Raw genomic sequence first — 20,569 nt, 5'->3', positions numbered from 1 at the left:
CGCACGGCACTTAAACTGGCGCCCGCCGGACATATGACGGTCGCTCCGGCATCATTTGACGCGGCGCCCCCGGAAGTAACCGGCATTGGTGGTGTTTTCGCGGATGTTCGCTGTTTCGCCTTGCTCATCGTAGTTGTCTTCGCGATTCTTCGACAGCGCATCCTGCTTAGCTTCGCGATCGCCTCCGGTGCCCTTTGGACTACGATTAGCGGGCGGAACAGGAGGCATCTTGCCATGATGACGGCTCATTGCGACATCTCCCTGGTTTCAGACTGGACGGTGCGCCCGGTTGACGCTTCAACCGCTCCCGGCAATCCAGCAACGGTCATGCCAACCGGAACATTAAGCGATATCAAAGGCTTGATGGATGTGACAAACAGCCGACGGGACACTTTGTCTTTCCGGCAGGACGAAATGTCGTCGGCTCCCCGGTCATCGTCAATCCTCCGCAGGCAGCCAGATCGTAAACGTCGTACCTCTTCCAGGTTCGCTTTCAACTGAAATCTTGCCGCCTTGGCGCGTTACAAGCATCTGGCTGATGGAGAGCCCTAGACCTGTACCTTCCCGCCTCTTGGTGGTGAAAAACGGGTCGAAAATCCTCTGCATCACATCCGGTGTCATGCCGCCACCCGTGTCCGTCACGTCGATCACAACACCACGGCGCCTGCCTTCGTCTCGATCGAACGTCTGAAGCGTCAAACGCCCGCCGCCCGACATCGCATGAATCGCATTGACCAGGAGATTAACGAGCACCTGCTGCAATTCGGTACGGTTCATCGAGATCGCGCGTGAGGCGTGATACTCCGTTTCGACGCTAATCGTTGTCTTGTTCAGCAGATGCTGAACGAGCGGCAGCGTGTCGGTAACGACTGCGGCGGCATCGTATTGATCGGCAAAGCCGACATACTCCTGTGGCTTGGCAAATTGCAGAAGCCTGGTCACGATTTCGCTGACCCGATGCAACTGCTCTTCGATGAGCCGGAACTCCGTCTTTGCCTCATCAGCGCCAGAGCCCATCATCTCCTTGATGATCTCCAAATTGCCCTGCATGACCGCGATGGGATTATTGATCTCATGGGCTACGCCGGCGGTGATTTCGCCGATTGAGGCAAGCTTTTCGGACATGATGAGCTGCTTGGTGGTTGCCTCGAGCCGTTCGTTTGCTTGGACAAGTTTGCCGGTACGCTCATCTACACGCTGGTTGAGCTCCTCGTTCCAATATCGCAGCTGGGCGTCGCGCTCATGAAGCTGATCCAGCAGTCGATCCAGGTGAACCGCGACTTGCCCGATTTCGTCCCGTCCATTAACGGGCCCGGTTCGTGCGTCTAGCTCGCCGCTTTCAACTTTCGCAATGGTGCTCGTCATCCGCTCGAGTGGCCTGAAAATGCCCGCGGCCCATCTCAAAAAAAGCGGGACAGTGGCTGCAACCGCGACCAGAAAGGCCAGCGCAATCTGCAGAAGCGTATCACGCTTTGCTTCGGTGAACGGCTTCTGTAGATAGCCCGCATAGAGCATGCCGATGCGACGGTCATAGCTGTCACGGAGCGGCTCGTAGGCGGAAATGTACCAGTCGTCGACGACAAACGCGCTGTCCAACCACGTCTGGCCACGATCAAGAACCGCATTTCGAACATCCGCCGAGACGCGCGTGCCAATCGCACGCTGGCCCTCGAACATCCTCACGTTCGTGCTAACACGCACATCGTCGAGGAAGAGCGTCACGGTTCCACGACTGCCTTCCGGCAAGCCCGCGCCATTGAAAATCAGATCATTGATGGTGTCGACAAAAGCAAGATTCTGATTGAGCAGCATCCCACCAACCAAAGCGGCGTTGTGCCCATTCGGCAATTGAACCGGCGTCGCTGACTGCAGCACTAATCCCCGGCCTTCTTGCCTTCGCGTGGTTGGCGCGCTTCCCGGCGTCGCGATGATGTCGATCTGCGCGCGCTTCGGTAGCTCCGCGGAGATCGCAGCGAGCTCCGCAGGCTCGAACACATCAATCGCGGTTCGCGCTCGTCCCTCAAGCGCCGCGCTGACGACCGGCCAATTCCGGCGTGGCGTGGACACCATCTGAACTTCGCTTGCGACGATCGCGCCATCATCGGCGACAACGTAGAGAAAATCAAAGCCGTGCGCCTGTGCTATATCCTTGAGGTAAACGCTCAGAGCCCCATGCTCGTAACCTTGGGCCTGCACAATCGACTGAAAGCGCGCGGAGTTGACTGACGATGTCAGATCACCCTCCGTGCTCTCCAGAATACGCGCGAGATATTGTCTGGCGATAGTCAAGTCGTCATGGACCTTGGACCTCAACGCCGCGTCGAACTTCGTGTTCCAGCGGTAGATGCTGATTCCGAGAAGCAGCGGAAGGATGACGAGCATTGGCAGGAGCGCCATCGCCAGCAGGCGATAGCGCACTGAGGCTCTGTCAAGAGCAAAAGCCGAAATCAGAGTTGCCAGCTTGCGCATTTGCGATCGATGGTTTTACGCGAGATGCCGAGCCGGCGTGCCGCTTCCTCGCGGTCGCCTCCCGTCTCGCGCAGTACAAAAACGATATGTCGCCGCTCCACGTCCGCGAGCGTGACGTCACCCATCGAACTTTCGACGCGCGGTTTCAGATAATCCTCTCGGAATTCACCAAGGATCACAGTTCGCTCTATCAGGTTACGCAGCTCCCGAATGTTGCCGGGCCAATCGTATCGCGCGAGAAACGTGCGCATCCCGACATCGATCGGAACGCGCGGCATGCCGAGCTGCTCGGAAATCTCGTTCATGAAGACCTCGGCGAGGTCGAGCACATCCTGGTCTCGATCCCGCAGAGCCGGAAGATTGATCTGCATGATGTTGATACGGAAGTAGAGATCCGCACGAAAGGTACCTGCCGCAACCCGCTGCTGCAGATCGGCGTTGGTCGCGAAGACAAAACGAGCATCCACCGGCACCTCTCGCTCTGAGCCGACGGGGCGCACCCGCCGATCCTCAAGGACACGCAAGAGCTTGCTCTGCAGGTGGTGAGGAAGTTCACCGATCTCATCCAAGAAGAGAGTGCCACCCTGTGCGAACATGAACAGGCCCTCTCGCGCCTTCCCCGCGCCGGTGAACGCGCCCTTCACATGGCCGAAGAGTTCACTTTCAATCATTTCTGCCGGAATTGCCCCGCAATTGACCGGGACAAACAGCTTGTCCGCTCGACTTGACAGTGAATGAAGCGATCGAGCGGCAACCTCCTTGCCTGTTCCGGATTCGCCAGTAAGCAGAATTGGCGTCGGTAAGGGCGCCACCCGGGCAATGGTCTCGCGCGCTCTTTGAATCGCCGCAGATGCCCCAAGCAGTTTGTTGCGCAGATACAGTGGACGCGACGATGACTTCAGCTCGTGGCGCAGTACGAAGTTCTCTCGCTGCAGCCGCGCCCGATCGAGGCACCGCGCCACAGCGTTTAGCAACTGATTGGATCGGAACGGCTTGATGACAAAATCGATGACGCCGATGCGCAATGCCCCAATGGCTGTGTCCAGATCGGCATAGGCCGTCATCAGAATGACATCGGTAAAGAACCCGATCGCCCGCTGTTCCGCAAGCCAGTCGAGGCCGCTTTTTCCAGCCATGACGTTGTCGAGAATGACGACGTCGAAATGTTGCCCATCGACCTTCCGCGATGCGTCCTTGGCGTCCGCAGCCTCCTCGATCAGCTTGCAGCGCGGTCGCAGGAGTTTGACGAGGAAATTGCGTATCCCCGGTTCGTCGTCAACGATGAGAACGGAGGCTTGCGCCAGCCAAGGGCCGAATTCCGGGTCAACCACCGGCTCGGCAACTTCACGGGGGCTCTCCTTAGACATACAGGTCTCTCCCGGCTCCGCTCTTGGCGGCAACTATCTCACGGCGAAGCGATGGCCCTCTCCAGCGCGACAGGGTGCGGCAGTTGCAGACCGAGCCACAGCATAGGAGAAGCGCCATGATGTAGAGCGTGCGATCATAGACAAGATTGGGTGCCACGCCATGGTCGAGCCGCACTGGACGCAAGGTGGCAATCAGAGCCGGACCAACGATGCCGGCAGCCGACCCGGCGGCGATCAGCGCGCCGTGGATGGCGCCGACCATCTGCATCCAGAACGTGACTGTAGGATAGGCCGGAACAGCCGCAATCGTCCAGTTGCAGAATGCCGAGAGATGCGCCGAAATGGTCATCCTGTCTCTCCCCCTCTTTCTCTCGCTCTCCACGACAACTGCGTCGAGCGGGTAACGCCTGTACGCTTGGCTCACCCTTCCTTAGCGGGATGTGGAGCGACGGCTTCTTGCCCTGATGGCGGGCCTTCGGAAGGGGTCGGATGATTGCCGAGAAAGGCAGGCGCCAAATCCTCATCGACGATGATTGTCGCCGCCCGCGGCGTTTGCGGATTACCTTCGATGTCAAGACGGATCGCCGCATCGAATAGAATCGCTCTTACGTCATCGGCCGTCAGAACATCCTTTGCGACGAGCTTGCGGACCAGGGCCTGCAGGATGAGCGCATTAATCGGTCCATCTCCGAGCGATGTCGTATGTGCCATCGAAATGCTGTTCCTTGTGGTGCCTTTCAGGTGAAGAAGCGTCTAATCAGACGTTTCCCGAATTGTCGTTGAACGTGGCTCGCAGTAGCGAGAAGGCCTGCCGAACACCGTGAAGCTGGTCGATCAGATGCAGGATCACGTCGATGCCTTCGTCGTTGACTCCGAAGTCACCTTTGAGGTCCTGGATCAAGTGCGCGCGCGCGACGTCTCCATCAGAAAACAGCACCCCCGAAGCGGACTCAGCCGGAATGAGCCATCGCTGCTCGAGCCATAACTCGAGTGTCTGTACGCGCAGCCCCGATGAGGCCAGGAACTCCTGCTTGTTCAAGGTCATTTCTAACTACCTTCGCGTGGATTGAAATCTTTGCCCTTGCTCCAGCTCCCGACGAATGCCTCCAACTCCGGATCCGGCGATTTCGGCAACATCACTTTCAACTTTACGAGTTCATCCCCGCTGCCACCGCCGAGGCGCGGTGCGCCCTTGCCTTTGAGGCGTAGCGTGGTGCCTGTGTTCGACCCTTTCGGCACGGCCATTGTCACATCGCCGGTTGGCGTCGGAACGCGGATATGGCCGCCCAGAACAGCTTCGGTCAGCGAGATCGGGAGCTCGAGAAGTATGTTGTCGCCCTCGCGCGTGAACCGCCGATCCGGCATTACCTCGACTTCGATGAGGGCATCGCCCGCGGCACCTTTGCCGGCCCCAGCGGCTCCTTTTCCCTTTAGGCGCAGGACTTGTCCGTCAACCATTCCCGGTGGGATCTTCACGTCGAGCGTGCCGCCGTCGGGCAACGTGATCCTTTTGTTCGCACCTTTGATCGATTCGACGAATTCGATCGGGAGACGGTAGTGCAGATCCTCCCCGCGCCGGTTCGCTCGCGCGCGCTGTCCGCGCCTCAGCAGGTCCGCGAACGCGTCGTCCGAATCCATGAAGTCGGCAAAGCCGGCGCCACTTGTGTAGACATGAGGATCGCCGACATCGGCGTAGTCGCGATAATAATGATGTTGCGGACGCTCTGTACCCGCCGCATCGATCTCGCCGCTATCGAAGCGCTTACGTTTGTCAGCGTCGCCGAGGAGATCGTAGGCGGCGGCAACCTCCTTGAACTTCTCCTCGGCCGCCTTGTCGCCAGGATTGAGGTCGGGATGCAGCTTTTTCGCGAGCTTCCGATAGGCCTTCTGGATGTCAGCTGCCGAAGCTGAGGCCGAAACTCCGAGGACATCGTATGGATTGTCAGCCACTCACCGCTCCCGACGACGAACGTATTTCGACACGGTAAAGACCGGGCCTGTCATTGGCGAGCGACAAGCGAGCACCAAATCCAGATTATTCAACATGCCCGGGATCCACATATTTAGGGTAGTTCTTCAGTTGTTGAGGCGTCATTCGCGCGGGATCTGGCGCCCCTGGGACGCCGCGGGGACCAAGTAGAGCCCGCGCGATGTCATCCTCCGTCAATCGCGGCTTGCCGTCATCGAGTTGCCCATTGCCTCCGAGACTCGCTGTCATTGTGTTCCAATCTCCGCACGTGGTTCAAGGACGATCCAGGCCGGAGCCGGCTGCCCGATCAGGACGGCTTCGACGCTGCGCTCAACGTTGTTCGGGTCGCCTCTCCTCGTTTCTTTCGCCTGAGCGCTGCTCCTCCGAAGGCCCGCGGCGCGGGGCAGCGTCCATTTCCGTCCGTGGTTCCGGCCTCATGGCTGGCACGGCCGCCCGTGGCTCGGACCTGGACTCGGATTCTGGTCTGGCCATCAGCGCCGGCCGGGGCATAGGTTCGGGGCGAGCCTCCGGCCTTGGCACAGATTCGGGCCTTGCCTCGGGCTGACGGATATCCTCCCGCCGCGGCTCGGCCGGTAGAGCCTGATCACGCCGTCCCTGCTCGGTGGCAGATCGATCTTCCGGGGCAATGGGTCTCGGAGCTGCCTCCGGCAGCGCCTTTCGTTGACGCTCGAGTTCACTTTCAGGCGCGGCTCTTCTACTTTCACCCGCCGGTGACTTGGGTTCCGTCACGGGAGCGTCCGACTGACGTCGAGGGTTTTCGGACTCGCGCTCTTCCAGATTCGACGGCAAGACCTCGCCGGGTGCGTTTGGCCGAACGATATCCCGCCCGGTCAGGACCGTCGGGCGTGGAGTGGCCGCAACGGGCGGCGCACCGCCGTTTGCCCTGTTGAACAAGCGAGTGTCATGGCTCGCGCTCTCAAGGTGCTTGCGTTGCAAAGGCGTGGGCGCGAAATGTTGTTCTTGAGCGATGTGTCGGTCCGCGGCCGTCGGACGAGCCTCGATACCCCCTCGACCGCCATTGTAGCTGACGTTGTTCACCCTCTGATTGACGACGACGGTCTTCTGATAGACGTTTCTGATCGTCACGTTCTGTATGTTGTTGACGGTGCTGTTGTAGTAGAATTGACCGCGGTCCCAGCGGCCACCTTCATAGCCACTACCCGAATAGCCAAAGCCATAGTTGACGCCGCCGTAGAAACCGACGCGCTCACCCCAATAGCCGGGGTGAAAAATGTAGGCTCCCGCAAGCCAGCCCCAGTAGCCGGGCGTCCATAACAGGCCCGATCGCGGAGGCTGCACCCACGTTCCCGGCACCCAATAGTAGTCGCCGGCATCCTCGTCCCATGACCAATACCCCGGAGACCAGAGATAGCCCGGCGCTGGCACCGGGGGTTGCGCGTAACTAGGCAATGGCGGCGGCGGCGTCTCGGCAGCTACGACTGGCGAGCAGGCAGCCTCCTGGGCAAACGCGGGCGTCGACCTCATACAGACGTTTCCAAGCAGTAAGAAGACGAGCACTACGGAGGATGTTGTCGTCAACAGTCGCTTCAACATATGAGAACCTTCTGCGAGAACGCGTTACTATTCGCGTGATGCAAGACACCGTTCGCGCAAGCGAACGGTGTCAGTTCAGTACCGCCCTATCGACCTGGCTGAAGTGTCATACTCTCCAGTCCTGCCGCTACGATCAGGCCGGTTTCCGCCTGCACGCTCAAGGGTTGCAGCGCGATGCTGTTGTTCGAACCACCCAGAAGCACATTGCCGCCCACGCCGACGACTGCTGCGGCCATGGCATCGACACCGACGTAAGTGCCGGCGATATCGCCGCGGCCAGGCTGCGCGATAGGCGCGAACACCGTCCAGGCAAGCGCGGTGCTCTCGGTAATGCCGATGTCGAGACCGACCTTCTGAATCGTGGCGATATAATAGTCTTCTGGCAGTCCGTTGACGCGCAAGACGCAGGCCAGATTCGTGACCGCGCCCACGATAAAGCCGATGCTCGGACCGCCCTTGCATTGAAGCACGCCGACTTGCACTTTTTGCGCGGGCTGCTGGGCCTGCGCGGTGGATACCAGGGCGGTCAGCATTGCTCCGGCAAAGGCAGTGAGGACCGTCGAACGTCGTCGCATAAGAATGCTCCTACAAAATGAAGGCGGAATGCCTTCAAGACTTCTGCTGATGTTTGAGTAAGAAGAAGCAATCGGGATTGCATTCCAGCACTTTTGAGAACCGGAGTTTCGTCCCGACGGCGGCGCAAAGCACGACTGGCAGACGCAAGCTCGCGCCCGCGCCTGCAGGGGCGCGCTATTTCGAATTCTTCTTATCGTCGTCTATTTCGGTGAATTCGGCGTCGACGACATTGTCCTCGCCTGAACGCGGCGCAGAACCAGGAGCCGCGTGCGCGGAACTCTGCATGGCTTCCGCAAGCTTCATCGAGTGCTGCTGCAACGAGTTCACTTTCGTGTTGATCGTCGTGGCATCATCGCCTTTCAATGCTTCGCGCAAATCAGACATCGCGCTTTCGATCGCGTTGCGGTCCGATGTCGCGAGCTTCGCGCCATGATCGGCGACTGTCTTCTCGGTCGCATGCAGAAGCGCCTCGGCGACGTTCTTCGCCTCTACCGCTTCCTTTCGCTTCTTGTCCTCCGCAGCATGCGCCTCGGCATCCTTAACCATCTTTTCGATGTCGCTCTCGGACAGACCACCCGAAGCCTGGATCTGGATATTCTGTTCCTTGCCGGTGCCCTTGTCCTTGGCCGACACGTTGACGATGCCGTTGGCGTCGATGTCGAAGGTTACCTCGATCTGGGGCATGCCACGCGGTGCCGGAGCAATACCGACGAGATCGAACTGGCCAAGGAACTTGTTATCGGCAGCCATCTCGCGCTCGCCCTGGAAGACCCGGATCGTCACGGCATTCTGGTTGTCCTCCGCGGTGGAGAAGACCTGGCTCTTCTTCGCCGGAACCGTGGTGTTGCGCTCGATCAGCCGGGTGAATACGCCGCCCAGCGTCTCGAGGCCCAGTGACAGCGGCGTAACGTCGAGCAACAGCACGTCCTTGACGTCGCCCTGCAGCACGCCGGCCTGGATAGCCGCGCCGACGGCGACGACCTCATCGGGGTTAACACCCTTGTGCGGCTCCTTTCCAAAGATCTTCTGCACGACTTCCTGGATCTTCGGCATGCGGGTCTGGCCGCCAACGAGGACGACTTCGTCAATGTCCTTAGCCGTGAGTCCGGCGTCCTTCAGGGCATTGAGGCACGGCTCGATCGTCCGCTGAACGAGGTCCTCGACCAGGGATTCGAATTTGGCGCGCGTAATCTTGACCTGAAGATGCTTCGGGCCGGAGGCATCCGCCGTGACGAACGGCAGATTGACTTCCGTCTGGGCGGCAGTGGAAAGTTCGATCTTCGCCTTTTCAGCCGCTTCCTTGAGGCGTTGAAGAGCGAGCTTGTCTTTGCGCAGATCAATACCTTGCTGCTTCTGGAACTCGTCGGCAAGGTAGTTGACCAGTCGCATGTCGAAGTCTTCGCCGCCCAGGAAGGTGTCGCCGTTGGTCGCCTTCACCTCAAACACCCCATCGCCGATATCGAGAACGGAGATGTCGAAGGTGCCGCCGCCGAGATCGTAGACGGCGATCTTGGCCTGCTTCTTCTTGTCCAGACCGTAGGCAAGCGCCGCCGCAGTCGGTTCGTTGATTATGCGCAGAACCTCAAGACCGGCGATCCTGCCAGCGTCCTTGGTGGCTTGACGCTGCGCGTCGTTGAAATAGGCGGGAACAGTGATGACGGCCTGGGTGATCTTCTCACCGAGATTGGCTTCCGCCGTTTCCTTCATCTTCTGCAGGATGAAGGCCGATATCTGCGAAGGCGAATACGGCTTGCCCTCGGCCTCCACCCAGGCATCGCCATTGGACGCCTTGATGATCTTGTAGGGGACGAGCGTCTTGTCCTTCTCGACCGTCGGGTCATCGTAGCGGCGGCCAATCAGGCGCTTCACCGCAAAGATGGTGTTGGTTGGATTGGTCACCGCCTGCCGCCGGGCCGGCTGCCCGACCAGACGTTCGCCATCAGACGAGAACGCCACGACGGAAGGTGTGGTGCGCGCACCCTCAGCGTTCTCGATGATACGCGTGTTCTTGCCATCCATGACCGCGACGCATGAATTGGTCGTGCCAAGGTCGATTCCGATCACTTTTGCCACGTCGCGCTCCTCTACTTTTTCGTTGATCGACTATGTGCGGCTTGCGTCCCTGCGCCATTACAGTTGAGCAACACATGTGCCACATCACGACCCGCACGATTTCAACGACTTACGCTACATGACCGTGACAAGCCGGACATTTTGTCCGAAGCGCGCCGGACAAAATGTCTGTTGGTTTCACCGCGCATGACGCGTCAGTAGGTCGGGCATAGCCGATGGCTGCGGAAGGTTCGTCTGTTGTCGCTGGACAAGCTGTCCGTCGATCCAACGAAGTCACTTCGTAAGCTGTTGACGTTGTTCAGTCAGCCGGGTGGCACGCATGTTGCGACAGAACTTCTCGATATCGTTCACTCGATAACGTTGACCAATGGGGTATTCGGTTCAGATCTTCGGCTAGCGCGGGCAATGACAATGACCAATCAAACGTTGAATGTCTCGGTACGACGCCTCGCATTCACCGACCGCAATGACGGCGAGTTCGTTCGTGTGGTTCCGGTTGAAGCTCCCGTTGCAATCGAGGTCTGCGGGATCGGCTACGCCGTGATGATGGCAACACCGTCGGACCTGCGCGACTACGCGGCGGGGTTCGCGCTGGCCGAAGGCCTCGTCAAGCACGTAGAGGAACTCGATGACGTCATCATCCACGAAACGGAAGGCGGTTGGATCATCCGGCTCACCTTGCCTCCGGAGGGAGCTGCAGTCGCATTGGAGCGCGCTCGCAGGCGCGTATCGGAGAGCAGCTGCGGGCTCTGCGGATTGGAAAACATCCAGCAGGTCCTGCGCCCCGTGCCGCCGATAGCAACCCGAATCGCCACCAACCGGGAAGCCATCGCGCATGCGTTAAGCGCTCTGCAGCATCATCAGCTACTCGGTCGATCCACCGGCGGAACACATGCGGCGGCATTCTGCCGCCCCGATGGGTCGATCCTCTACGTTCGGGAGGACGTCGGCCGGCACAATGCGCTCGACAAGCTGATCGGCGCCCTGGCATTCGCAGGTATCCAGGCGGCCGACGGCTTCCTCCTGCTCTCGGCCAGGTGCAGCTACGAACTTGTTGAGAAGGCTGTCCGCGCAGGATCTCCGATGCTTGTCACCATTTCGGCGCCTACGAGCCTTGCGGTCGAACGCGCGGAGAACGCCGGCCTCACGCTCGTTGCATTGGCTCGCCCGGATTCAGCCCTGGTCGTTTGCGACGTGCATGGAAACATCTCGCAATGAACGCCTGAACGCACAAAGAGGTGATTGCACAGACGGATTGTCGCAACAACGATCAAGCGCAGATCGCTTGAAACGAAATCCCCTCGACAACGCCGATCCCCGTCAGTGTGATCGCCTCGCTAACTGAGCGATCGACTGGATCTCCCGGTGGCAATACGAAACCATCGACCCGGACCTTAGTTAGCGCAGATAGCCGAACAGACCGTTTGGCGTGCCACCGAAGAGAGACATCGTGCCTGCGCCTGCCGCAGCCAAAGCGAAAAAACCTCCGGCCATGGTGACGTTCTTCAACAGCTCGGTGACATTACCCCTGTGGGCATCATAGCCCGTAACGAGGCACCACAGACCGAGCAAGATGCTTGCTGTGCTCGCGGGATAACCGATGACGACCGCCAGTCCGCCGACCAATTCGCACAATCCGATCAAATAGGCAAAGAACGCAGCGTCGGGCAATCCGAGGGCTCGAAGGCCAGGAACCAGCTTGGCCTCGCCGCCGCGCAGCTTCAATGCTCCCCACACAATAAACGGAACGCCCAGAAACAACCGCGCGATGAAAAGAGCACCATCGTACATATCAGCCTTCTCCCCTGTCCCGCCATCGAACGCGCCAGCCACGTCGGGCAGGCAGCATTAGAGATTACTCCGACGTCCGCGGAGTCCCAGCCTGCCGCAATCGCGGCAACACTGTAGGTGGATTCCAGGAACGCAAGCACGGATCGTCGGGATCGCCGGGCAATGCGAGTCACGCCAAGGCTTCACGATTCCGCCGCCACACGCTAACGCGACGCATCGCCGTGACAGTGGCATTTCCCAAGCGCAGGTAGTCGACCCATCAGAACCCGGTGACGCTGAAATCATTCGGGCGATTGCGTGACCATTTTGGGAGCGAGTAGGCATCTCAGCTCGCCACACCGACTTTCGCGGGCCTCAACGAACGTGATCCGATCGAATAACCAGGCTGTACGACGGTCGTGACCGTGCCGCTTGGCACTGACGGATCTTGGACCTGGAACATGGCCTCGTGAAAGTGAGGATCAAATCGGTGTCCGGTCGGATCAAGCTTCTTGACGCCATGCGCTTCCAATGATCGCAGCAGCTCCTTTTCGGTAAGCTCCACACCCTCGACAAACGTCTTGAAGGGGCCGGCATCGTCGCGCAGTTCCGCAGGAAGACTGGATATGGCACGTTCTAGATTGTCCGCGACATTGACCATATCGCCTGCGAACTTGGTCACGGCGTATTGCCGCATGTCGTTCAACTCGCGCTCAGCGCGCCGGCGTACATTCTCGGCATCCGCGAGCGCTCGAAGCAGGCGATCCTTAAGATCAACATTTTCCGCCACGAGCCGCGCAATAGCATCATGCGCGTCTTCTGCTGTGCCCAGCGCGGGGCTCGCCGCATCTGGCGATCCGGAAACTGCTTCCCTTGCGAGATCATCAGGCGTCACCTTCTCTACATCTTGTCCCACCTGATGAGTCCCTCCTTGAGAGGAGTGTGGTTGAATCTGTCTGTTGTGATGCGGATTCTTGGATGGGCCGTTGTTGGTCATGGCAGATCTCTTATCTCGCCGTTGATATGTCGTTTGGAGGTCAGTCGGAGGAGCGACCTTCTTCGCTCGGCCGAACCGGCCATCTACCGCGCATCGCGAAGCTCCAGGCCCAGGCCAATCAGCGTGCAGCCCTGGAAAAGCAGGTCGACCGACAACAACAGACCAAGCAGCCAGAGACTGTTGAGTGGCCACCCTAAGAGAAACGCCAATCCTGCGATCGCGGTGAGCAATCCGGAGGCCAATAGCCAGCCCCAGCCACGATCTCCCCTTGCTTTGAAGCTAAGCAGCAGGCGCATGAGGCCGGACGCGATCGTGAAAACGGCCAATATGAGGGTCAGAACAAGCGAAGCGATTGCTGGATCCAGAATGATTGTCGTACCGGCCGCGGCATAGAAAAAACCGCTCAGGCCCCAAAGAAAGAACCCGCGCCAGTTCTTGACCCTGAACGCATGGACGATCTGGAAAGCGCCCGCGACGATCATCAAGACGCCGATGTAGAAGATCGTTGCTATAGTCGCCAATAGCAGGTTGCTGGCAGATCCGAAGCCCAGCAGAACAAAAAGAATGCCTAGGGCGACGAACCAACCCCATTTCGCACGGGCTTCGGTCATTATTCCCGTGAACGCTCGCAGCGGTTCTGACGTCCCAGTTATCTGCGCCATGAATGATTTGCCCAGAGATCGAGTTGCTCTCGGTAGATTGCGAGTCCTACTGCCGCTGTACGCAGATCCATCTCCTGCGATGCATACGACGCCATTCTCGCAACACCGGCAACGCAATCGCCGTGCCAGAGCGCAGCCGCTGCAATTTCAATATGTTACAGAGATCGCCTTCTTTAGAAGGCCATTTTGTCCGGGATCCTTCGGACAAATTGACCGGGGTCGAGGTTGCTGCGGTCGGCGTGCGTCAGGCGCGAGAAAGGATCACGATCCGCAAGGCGCAATTTAGCAATCGATCACCTGCAAACGGCGCAACTCCGCGAGCACAGCCAGCAACGGGAGCCCGATAATCGTAAAGTAGTCGCCGTCGATCTCGGTGAAAAGCAGTACACCCTCGCCGTCAATCCGATAGACACCAGGGCTTTGCAGCGCAGACGGCCCTACCCGCGCCAGGTAACGACCGATGTACCCGGGATCGAGTTTGCACATGGTCAAGCGCGCAACGCCGACATGACGCCAAACGACATTTCCATCGCGCGCCACCACGGCAGCGCTGTTCACCTGATGGCTGCGGTCGGACAGAAGGAGAAGGCGCTTGCGGCCTTCATCCATATCCGCGGGCGTGCGCAGAATTTCACCGTCTAGCGCCAAGACCTGCTTGCAGCCTAGAACGACAGCACCCGAGTTCCGTGCGCTGATCTCGGTCGCCTTGGCTTCCGCGACAACAAGGGCAACATCTCCCGGAGAGCTGCCGGTTTCAACAAGAGGCGCTTCGAGTGCTCCGTCATCGAGATCGGCAGCCTGAAGCTCAACACTTATCCCCGCATTCTTCAGCAACTGCTCGGCGAGCGGAGACTCCGAAGCAAGAATGATACTGGTAGTCATATCGCAGGCCTTCTCCGTTCGAGTTCGATGGCGGCTTGAGGTACTCGGTCGCGTGTCACCATCTCGAACACACCACAAGCGCGCCGTCGTTCAAGCCGGCGATCCGACGCGTGACGCCGGCGTCGGCCTGTCCGGGGTCGACGGCTTATCGTGAGGAAAAAGCTCAATCCCTGTTGGGATGGCCTCCACGTAGAGCGACTGGCTTGGGAAGGCGAAATCAGATCCGGCTTTTTTTACGATCGCTTTGATGGCGTACGCCAGCTCCTCCTTTATCCTCAGCCAGTCCCCCCAAACCGTGGTGCGGGTAAAGCAGTAGACCATGAGATCAATCGACGAGTCATTGAATTTATCAACACGCACGAACGCTACGGCTTCGGGTGGGTGAACGAAAGCGGCACTACCGAGGATATACGCCTCGATCGCATCACGGATGTCGCGGAGCTGCTCGATGGTCGTGCCATATTCGAGGCCGATGATCCAGGAAATGCGCCGGAACTGCATCTGCGAGAAATTCGTGACGGCATTGTCCGCCAAATACGAGTTCGGGACGAATACGGGGGCTTGATCAAACCGGCGGACTTTCGTCGTCCGAAGACCAATGGTTTCGACCGTGCCCTCAACAATTCCCTCGGCAAGTATCCAATCGCCGTTTCGAAACCGCTGCTCGCCGATAATGAAGATTCCAGAGATCAGATTCTTGAACAGATTCTGCGCGCCTAACGCCACGGCAACACCGACGAGCCCGAAACTTGCCAGCACTGGTCCGACGTGGATACCCCAGACCTCCAGAACCGCGGTGGCGCCCAGCGCAACGATGATGGCGCGTCCGACCCTGACCGTCCAACCGATCATGGCCTGGCTGAAGATCGGCGTCCGGCCATCCAGAATCGTGCATAGCGGCCCGATCACCTCGAACAGCGCCCAGAAGATCGTGAATGCGGTCAAGGAGCGGTCGATCTGGAGGAGCCCATCCTTGAGCCTCTGATTGGTCAGCACGAATTCGCCGATAATGAATACGGCAAGGACGATCGGAACAAACTGAATCGGCGGAGCAAGCGCCTCGACGATCGTGCGGTTGAGGCCCACTTTGCTCGACGACCAGGAGTGGATACGAGATACGATAAAGCGGCTAAAGAAGCGCCGGATCAGCACCGCGATCGCAAGAATGACGATCGAGACGATGAAGTGTCCGACAGTCAGGTCCAGGATGCTTCGCTGCCAGAACGAAAGGAAGATCGTCCAGAGCGCAGTCAGATCGTTATTCGCATTATGTGTCATGTGGGAACTTGCCAGAGACGGTCGTGCTTTCCGCCAAAGCATGCGGTTCCGCGATAGGCGAGGCGGTCAAATGAACGGAGCTGAATTAGCGCAACCACAGCCGGATCACGCCCGAGACGATGCCGACCGCAACAACGCTTGCGATCCAGATCGCAGCCATCCACACGAGTCGTCGCCATAGCGGAATCCGCACCTGCATCAGTGATACCCTGTGGCACCAGCCTTGCCGCGAAACACCCAGTAGGCCCAACCTGTGTAGGCAAGGATGAGCGGAATGATCACGCAGGCCCCTACCAGCATGAATAATTGGCTTTCAGCTGGTGCCGCGGCATCCCAGATCGTAATCGCGCGCGGGACGGCGTAAGGATAGATGCTGATCCCGAGCCCGATGAAGCTCAGCAGGAACAGCGTAAGGGCCATGAGAAACGGCACCCGTTCGAGCTCCCGTTTCAGGCTCCAGAAGAATGTTACCGCGCAGATCAGCACCAACAAGGGCACCTGTGCTGTCAACAAGACGCCAGGCATCGCGAACCATCGTCGCCAATAGTCATAGTCGAGAAACGGCGTCACGGCGCTGACGGCTCCCAACGCCAGGAGCGTGCCGGCGCCGAGCCAGAACGCGGCACGGCGCGCGTGACGTTGGCTCGTCCCCTCCGTCTTCCAGATCAGCCACGTTGCGCCGAGCAGCGCATAACCGATCACAACCGCGACGCCGGTCAGGATGCTGAATGGGCTTAGCCAGTCGAGCCAGCCGCCGGCATATGCATCATTGACGACGTGAATGCCCTGCAGAATTGCTCCAAGCGTCACGCCTTGCGCGAAAGCCGCAACCAGGGAGCCCAACCAGAACGCAACGTCCCATAGTGGCCGATGCCGTGGATCGCGCCAGCGGAACTCGAAGGCGACGCCACGGAAGACCAGCCCGAGCAGCATCGCAATCATCAACGGGTAGGTGGCTGGGAGGATGATCGCATAAGCGATCGGAAATGCCGCCAGTAAGCCCCCGCCCCCCATCACGAGCCACGTCTCGTTGCCATCCCAGACCGGCGCGATCGAATTCATGGCCTGGTCGCGCTCATTGCCGACCGCGAAGGTTGGAAACAGAATTCCGATGCCAAGGTCGAACCCGTCCATGACGACATAAGCCATCACCGCAAAGCCGATAATGGCTGCCCAGAGGGTGGTAAGGTCGATACTATACATGGCCTCACTCCGCCGCTGTCAGAGGTACGCCGACGCTTGTCGCCGGCGTAATGCCTGCAGCTCGCTGCGGGACCATGGGCGGCTCCTTCTCGCCCGGCGCGGGCGGTTTCGCCATCAAGCGCAGCAGATAGTAGGTGCCAGCGCCGAAGGCCGCGAAGTACACCAGTACGAAAGCGACAAGGGAGACCGCCACAGCCGGCGCCGCCAGCGGCGAATGTGATTCCGCCGTTCGCAACAACCCATAGACGGTGAAGGGCTGCCGACCGACTTCCGTTGTCACCCATCCAGCGATCACCGCGACAAAGCCGGCCGGTCCGAGAGCGACGCAGGCGCGATGCAACCAAGGCCAGTCGTAGAGCTGCCTCCGAAAGCGGGCGAGCAGGCTCCACAGGCCGAGACCGAGCATCGCAAATCCGAGTCCGACCATAATACGGAAGGACCAGAACACGATCGGCACCGGCGGCCATTGATCACGCGGAAAGTCGCTGAGACCCGGCAGCGGCGCATCCGGATCGTGTTTGAGAATTAACGACCCCAGGCGTGGCACCTCGAGTTTGTAGCGAACCTGCGCGTCCTCGTTGCTGGGGAAGCCGAAGAGAATGAGTGACGCGCCATCCGGGCTGGGTTCGTAGTGCCCTTCAATAGCGAGAACCTTGGCAGGCTGGTGTTCCAACGTATTGAGCCCATGAGCGTCACCTGCGAGGATCTGGATCGGGGTGACGATCGCAGCCATCCACATCGCCATCGAAAACATCTTCCGCGCGCCCGCATTGGTGCGATCCCGCAGCAAATGCCAGGCGCCAACACCGCCAACCACGAACGCCGTCGTCAGATAGGCCGCGATCACGGTGTGGACGAGGCGATACGGAAAACTCGCGGTGAAGATGATCGGGATCCAGGATCCAGCTGGTACGAATTGATCCTTCGCATTGATCGCGAATCCTGCTGGTGTCTGCATCCAACTATTCACCGCAATGATCCAAGTCGCCGAGATCAGCGTACCAAGCGCCACCATGCAGGTGGCGAAGAAATGAAGGCTCTTGCCGACCTTGGTCATGCCGAACAGCATGACGCCGAGGAAGCCGGCCTCCAGAAAGAAGGCCGTCATCACCTCATAGGCCATGAGCGGACCGATGATTGGTCCGGCCCTGGTGGAGAATACCGACCAGTTCGTACCGAACTGATATGAGAGCACCACGCCTGAGACGACGCCCATGCCAAACACGACGGCGAAAATCTTGAGCCAATAGCGGAACAGGTTGGCGTAGACGCCCTGCCCCGTCTTCAACCACAACGCCTCGAGCACCATCAGATAGCTCGCAAGCCCGATCGAAAAAGAAGGGAATATGAAATGGAACGAGACAGTGAACGCAAACTGGGCACGGGCCAGCATCACCGAGTCGAGATTGTCCAGCAATGTCATCTCCTTACCTCAGGATATCAGTCCCGGCACTTCGTCATGCGCAGCCGACTAAACGGCAACAACACGCACTGGAATGGACTTAGCTGCCGGCGTCCCACTGATCTTATCGTAATAATCGAGAGGTAACAGCGGATTGAGCTCGGGGTAGTATCCAGCGACCGATCCGCGCGGCATCGGATAGTCTAGCACCGTCAATCCGCTCACGCGCCTCTGTACGCCGTCATCGCTGATCGTTTCGAGCGCGATGCTCGACCTATCTTCGAGCCCCCGCGCGGCTCGATCCTCGGCATTCATGAAGAGAACCATGCGGTCATTGTAGACACCGCGGTAGCGATCATTGTTGCTGTAGATTGTCGTATTGAACTGATCGTGAGAGCGAATGGTTGCCAATCGCAGCATCTTGGGATCCGAAACTGGCGCGTTCACCTCCAGACCCGGCAGAAGCAGGAAATTCGCCTTGCCGTTGGGAGTTGGCCACACCAGACGGCGCGGCGGCACGTCGAGGTGAAGACCTCTCGGGCTTTCGATGCGCTCGGAGAAGTCGCTGTAGATCTCCGGATAGACTTCTGCGATCTTGTCACGAATTAGACCGTAATCCTCGCTATACCTCCTCCAGTCGACCTTGCTGTTCGGCAACGTCGCCTGCGCGATGCGGCAGACGATTTCCACTTCCGGAAGCAGGTGCGAGCTAGCGGGCGACAACACGCCACGAGACGCGGTGACGTTTGACATCGAGTCCTCGATCGTCACGAATTGCTCACCGGCTGCAGTTCGGATGACCTCCGAGCGTGCGATGACGGGCAGCATCAAGGCGTCACGACCGTGAACCAGATGTCCGCGATTCAGCTTGGTGGTGATTGCGACCGTCAGCGCGAGCTTTTGCATTGCCGCGTATGATCGTTCTGTATCGGGTACAGCGCGAACGAAATTGCCGCCCAGGCCGATGAAAACCTTCGCCGTCCCCGCCTCCATCGCGGCGACAGACTCGATGGTGTGATGGCCATGTTCGCGCGGAGGCTCGAACCCAAAAACTTCGCGAACACGATCGAGATAGTCTTGGCTCGGCTGTTCGTCGATACCGACGGTGCGATCTCCCTGCACGTTGGAGTGACCGCGAATGGGAGAGATGCCGGCGCCCGGTTTGCCGAAATTGCCCTTTAGCAACAGCAGATTGACCAATTGCTGCACCAGCCGCGACCCCTCCTGATGCTGCGTAATACCCATCCCGTAGCAGATAATCGTCGCGCGAGAGCGAATGTAGATTTCGGCGCATCTGCGGATCTGCGATTCCTCGAGCCCTGAGACTCTCTCCAATTCCGACCATGACTGCGCCAACGCGTCGCTCCGGACGGCATCGAGGCCGACGGTATGTTCGCGGACAAACTCCCAGTCGACGATCTTTTCGCCGCGTTCCTCGCGTTCGAAAATGACCTTCATGATACCTTTCAGGAAGGCAAGGTCACCTCCGATGCGAACGTGAACGAATTCGCTGGCGATCTTGGTCGAACCAAAGGTTGCCATCTGGATGACATCCTGCGGATCAGCGAATTGCACCAACGCACGCTCCGGCATCGGATTGACTGCCACAACCGGCACGCCGCGCTTGCGCGCTTCAACCAGATTACTCATCATCCGCGGCGAGTTCGTTCCGGTATTCTGTCCAATAACGAAGATCGCTTCAGCGTGCTCGAAATCATCCAGGATAACGGTACCTTTCCCGACACCGATGGAGGGCGGCAAGCCCCGGCTCGTCGGCTCGTGGCACATGTTCGAGCAGTCAGGAAAATTGTTCGTTCCGAACTCGCGCACGAATATCGCATAGAGAAACGCCGCTTCATTGGGTGTGCGGCCGGATGTGTAGAATTCCGCCTGGTGCGGGCTCTCAAGAGCCCGCAGATGCTTCCCTATCAGAGCGAACGCGTCGTCCCAGCTGCACGGCACGTAATGATCCGACGACGAATCATAGCGCATCGGCTCCGTCAAACGTCCTTGCATCTCGAGCCAATAGTCCGACCGCTCCATGAGCTCGGACACGGCATGCCTTTCAAAGAACTCCCGTGTGACTCGGAACTTCGTTGCTTCAAACGCGAGCGCTTTGGCGCCGTTCTCGCAAAAATCGAGCGTCTTCTTGCATTCCGCGTCGGGGAACGCACAACTCGAGCACTTGAATCCGCCGGGCTGGTTCATTGACAGAAGCGCGCGCGACCCCTTCGTCACCACGCTCTGCTCGAGAAGAATCTTCGCAGTCGCCGCCGCTGCACCCCAACCGCCTGCGGGATGGTTGTAAGTCTTAAATCTGGGTTTTCCGTCCGCCATGATCGAGCT

At 59.2% G+C, this 20,569-nt stretch carries 21 protein-coding genes; 1 reads left to right on the top strand and 20 read right to left on the bottom strand.

The window, feature by feature from the left end; genetic code table 11:
* Positions 1-51 precede the first annotated feature (51 nt).
* The 11 genes from ACLFLU_RS16565 to dnaK all read right to left on the bottom strand — a co-directional run bounded on the left by ACLFLU_RS16565 (position 52) and on the right by dnaK (position 10,029).
* Positions 52-249, bottom strand: a complete 198-nt coding sequence (locus tag ACLFLU_RS16565; RefSeq protein WP_426413229.1) for a hypothetical protein — start codon at positions 247-249, stop codon at positions 52-54.
* A 189-nt stretch (positions 250-438) separates the two neighbouring features.
* The gene (locus ACLFLU_RS16560) at positions 439-2,469 is read right to left on the bottom strand and encodes a sensor histidine kinase (RefSeq protein ID WP_426413228.1); all 2,031 of its coding nucleotides are present in this window, start codon (positions 2,467-2,469) and stop codon (positions 439-441) included.
* Entirely contained in the window at positions 2,448-3,836 is a 1,389-nt protein-coding gene (locus tag ACLFLU_RS16555; RefSeq protein ID WP_426413227.1) for a sigma-54-dependent transcriptional regulator, read from the bottom strand. Before ACLFLU_RS16555 ends, ACLFLU_RS16560 begins: the two co-directional genes overlap by 22 nt.
* Positions 3,829-4,185: a hypothetical protein gene (locus tag ACLFLU_RS16550; RefSeq protein ID WP_426413226.1), complete on the bottom strand. Its 357-nt coding sequence runs from the start codon at positions 4,183-4,185 to the stop codon at positions 3,829-3,831. The genes ACLFLU_RS16555 and ACLFLU_RS16550 overlap by 8 nt, the downstream gene beginning before the upstream one ends.
* A gap of 71 nt (positions 4,186-4,256) precedes the next feature.
* A complete protein-coding gene (locus ACLFLU_RS16545) occupies positions 4,257-4,547 on the bottom strand; it encodes a hypothetical protein (protein WP_426413225.1) in 291 nt (96 codons plus the stop codon).
* Between the two features lie 46 nt (positions 4,548-4,593).
* On the bottom strand, positions 4,594-4,875 hold the full coding sequence (locus ACLFLU_RS16540) for a chaperone modulator CbpM (RefSeq protein WP_426414006.1): 282 nt from the start codon (positions 4,873-4,875) through the stop codon (positions 4,594-4,596).
* 8 nt (positions 4,876-4,883) lie between these two features.
* Positions 4,884-5,786 carry a DnaJ C-terminal domain-containing protein gene (locus ACLFLU_RS16535; RefSeq protein ID WP_426413224.1) on the bottom strand — a complete coding sequence of 301 codons (903 nt, stop codon included), beginning with the start codon at positions 5,784-5,786 and terminating at the stop codon, positions 4,884-4,886.
* 85 nt (positions 5,787-5,871) lie between these two features.
* Complete coding sequence (locus ACLFLU_RS16530) at positions 5,872-6,054, bottom strand: hypothetical protein (protein ID WP_426413223.1); 183 nt, start codon at positions 6,052-6,054, stop codon at positions 5,872-5,874.
* An 81-nt stretch (positions 6,055-6,135) separates the two neighbouring features.
* Positions 6,136-7,311, bottom strand: coding sequence for a hypothetical protein (locus ACLFLU_RS16525; RefSeq protein WP_426414005.1), 1,176 nt, complete (start codon positions 7,309-7,311; stop codon positions 6,136-6,138).
* A 155-nt stretch (positions 7,312-7,466) separates the two neighbouring features.
* Positions 7,467-7,913 (bottom strand): DUF992 domain-containing protein, encoded by a 447-nt coding sequence (locus ACLFLU_RS16520; RefSeq protein WP_426413222.1) that lies wholly within the window; start codon positions 7,911-7,913, stop codon positions 7,467-7,469.
* Between the two features lie 217 nt (positions 7,914-8,130).
* Positions 8,131-10,029, bottom strand: a complete 1,899-nt coding sequence (gene dnaK / locus ACLFLU_RS16515; protein WP_426413221.1) for a molecular chaperone DnaK — start codon at positions 10,027-10,029, stop codon at positions 8,131-8,133.
* A gap of 237 nt (positions 10,030-10,266) precedes the next feature.
* Between dnaK and fdhD the strand changes: the two genes are divergently transcribed.
* Entirely contained in the window at positions 10,267-11,247 is a 981-nt protein-coding gene (gene fdhD / locus ACLFLU_RS16510; RefSeq protein ID WP_426413220.1) for a formate dehydrogenase accessory sulfurtransferase FdhD, read from the top strand.
* 180 nt (positions 11,248-11,427) lie between these two features.
* On the opposite strand, the gene ACLFLU_RS16505 is transcribed toward fdhD, so the two are convergent.
* From ACLFLU_RS16505 to ACLFLU_RS16465, 9 genes are all read right to left on the bottom strand, one after another.
* Positions 11,428-11,820 (bottom strand): DoxX family protein, encoded by a 393-nt coding sequence (locus ACLFLU_RS16505; protein ID WP_426413219.1) that lies wholly within the window; start codon positions 11,818-11,820, stop codon positions 11,428-11,430.
* Positions 11,821-12,145: 325 nt separating this feature from the next.
* The gene (gene grpE, locus ACLFLU_RS16500; RefSeq protein WP_426413218.1) at positions 12,146-12,796 is read right to left on the bottom strand and encodes a nucleotide exchange factor GrpE; all 651 of its coding nucleotides are present in this window, start codon (positions 12,794-12,796) and stop codon (positions 12,146-12,148) included.
* Between the two features lie 83 nt (positions 12,797-12,879).
* Entirely contained in the window at positions 12,880-13,407 is a 528-nt protein-coding gene (locus ACLFLU_RS16495; RefSeq protein ID WP_426413217.1) for an HdeD family acid-resistance protein, read from the bottom strand.
* Between the two features lie 333 nt (positions 13,408-13,740).
* Positions 13,741-14,340 (bottom strand): Maf family protein, encoded by a 600-nt coding sequence (locus tag ACLFLU_RS16490; protein ID WP_426413216.1) that lies wholly within the window; start codon positions 14,338-14,340, stop codon positions 13,741-13,743.
* A gap of 90 nt (positions 14,341-14,430) precedes the next feature.
* On the bottom strand, positions 14,431-15,618 hold the full coding sequence (locus ACLFLU_RS16485) for a mechanosensitive ion channel family protein (protein ID WP_426413215.1): 1,188 nt from the start codon (positions 15,616-15,618) through the stop codon (positions 14,431-14,433).
* Between the two features lie 85 nt (positions 15,619-15,703).
* Positions 15,704-15,817 carry a DUF2474 family protein gene (locus tag ACLFLU_RS16480; RefSeq protein WP_426413214.1) on the bottom strand — a complete coding sequence of 38 codons (114 nt, stop codon included), beginning with the start codon at positions 15,815-15,817 and terminating at the stop codon, positions 15,704-15,706.
* On the bottom strand, positions 15,817-16,821 hold the full coding sequence (cydB, locus tag ACLFLU_RS16475; protein WP_426413213.1) for a cytochrome d ubiquinol oxidase subunit II: 1,005 nt from the start codon (positions 16,819-16,821) through the stop codon (positions 15,817-15,819). Before cydB ends, ACLFLU_RS16480 begins: the two co-directional genes overlap by 1 nt.
* Positions 16,822-16,825: 4 nt before the next feature.
* The gene (locus ACLFLU_RS16470; RefSeq protein WP_426413212.1) at positions 16,826-18,238 is read right to left on the bottom strand and encodes a cytochrome ubiquinol oxidase subunit I; all 1,413 of its coding nucleotides are present in this window, start codon (positions 18,236-18,238) and stop codon (positions 16,826-16,828) included.
* A 54-nt stretch (positions 18,239-18,292) separates the two neighbouring features.
* A complete protein-coding gene (locus tag ACLFLU_RS16465) occupies positions 18,293-20,560 on the bottom strand; it encodes an FdhF/YdeP family oxidoreductase (protein WP_426413211.1) in 2,268 nt (755 codons plus the stop codon).
* Positions 20,561-20,569 lie beyond the last annotated feature (9 nt).

The sequence above is a fragment of the Bradyrhizobium ganzhouense genome, from assembly GCF_049949285.1.
GTDB lineage: Bacteria > Pseudomonadota > Alphaproteobacteria > Rhizobiales > Xanthobacteraceae > Bradyrhizobium > Bradyrhizobium ganzhouense.
This window is presented reverse-complemented; position numbering and strand designations above follow the sequence as displayed.

What these genes read in the sequence shown, in the direction of transcription:
- ACLFLU_RS16465 (WP_426413211.1), bottom strand. Translation starts at nt 20,560, where the DNA reads ATGGCGGACGGAAAACCCAGATTTAAGACTTACAACCATCCCGCAGGC.
- ACLFLU_RS16545 (WP_426413225.1), bottom strand. Translation starts at nt 4,547, where the DNA reads ATGGCACATACGACATCGCTCGGAGATGGACCGATTAATGCGCTCATC.
- ACLFLU_RS16480 (WP_426413214.1), bottom strand. Translation starts at nt 15,817, where the DNA reads ATGCAGGTGCGGATTCCGCTATGGCGACGACTCGTGTGGATGGCTGCG.
- ACLFLU_RS16490 (WP_426413216.1), bottom strand. Translation starts at nt 14,340, where the DNA reads ATGACTACCAGTATCATTCTTGCTTCGGAGTCTCCGCTCGCCGAGCAG.
- ACLFLU_RS16530 (WP_426413223.1), bottom strand. Translation starts at nt 6,054, where the DNA reads ATGACAGCGAGTCTCGGAGGCAATGGGCAACTCGATGACGGCAAGCCG.
- ACLFLU_RS16485 (WP_426413215.1), bottom strand. Translation starts at nt 15,618, where the DNA reads ATGACACATAATGCGAATAACGATCTGACTGCGCTCTGGACGATCTTC.
- grpE (WP_426413218.1), bottom strand. Translation starts at nt 12,796, where the DNA reads ATGACCAACAACGGCCCATCCAAGAATCCGCATCACAACAGACAGATT.
- ACLFLU_RS16560 (WP_426413228.1), bottom strand. Translation starts at nt 2,469, where the DNA reads ATGCGCAAGCTGGCAACTCTGATTTCGGCTTTTGCTCTTGACAGAGCC.
- ACLFLU_RS16525 (WP_426414005.1), bottom strand. Translation starts at nt 7,311, where the DNA reads ATGAGGTCGACGCCCGCGTTTGCCCAGGAGGCTGCCTGCTCGCCAGTC.
- ACLFLU_RS16495 (WP_426413217.1), bottom strand. Translation starts at nt 13,407, where the DNA reads ATGACCGAAGCCCGTGCGAAATGGGGTTGGTTCGTCGCCCTAGGCATT.
- ACLFLU_RS16550 (WP_426413226.1), bottom strand. Translation starts at nt 4,185, where the DNA reads ATGACCATTTCGGCGCATCTCTCGGCATTCTGCAACTGGACGATTGCG.
- cydB (WP_426413213.1), bottom strand. Translation starts at nt 16,821, where the DNA reads ATGTATAGTATCGACCTTACCACCCTCTGGGCAGCCATTATCGGCTTT.
- ACLFLU_RS16505 (WP_426413219.1), bottom strand. Translation starts at nt 11,820, where the DNA reads ATGTACGATGGTGCTCTTTTCATCGCGCGGTTGTTTCTGGGCGTTCCG.
- ACLFLU_RS16520 (WP_426413222.1), bottom strand. Translation starts at nt 7,913, where the DNA reads ATGCTGACCGCCCTGGTATCCACCGCGCAGGCCCAGCAGCCCGCGCAA.
- ACLFLU_RS16555 (WP_426413227.1), bottom strand. Translation starts at nt 3,836, where the DNA reads ATGTCTAAGGAGAGCCCCCGTGAAGTTGCCGAGCCGGTGGTTGACCCG.
- ACLFLU_RS16565 (WP_426413229.1), bottom strand. Translation starts at nt 249, where the DNA reads ATGAGCCGTCATCATGGCAAGATGCCTCCTGTTCCGCCCGCTAATCGT.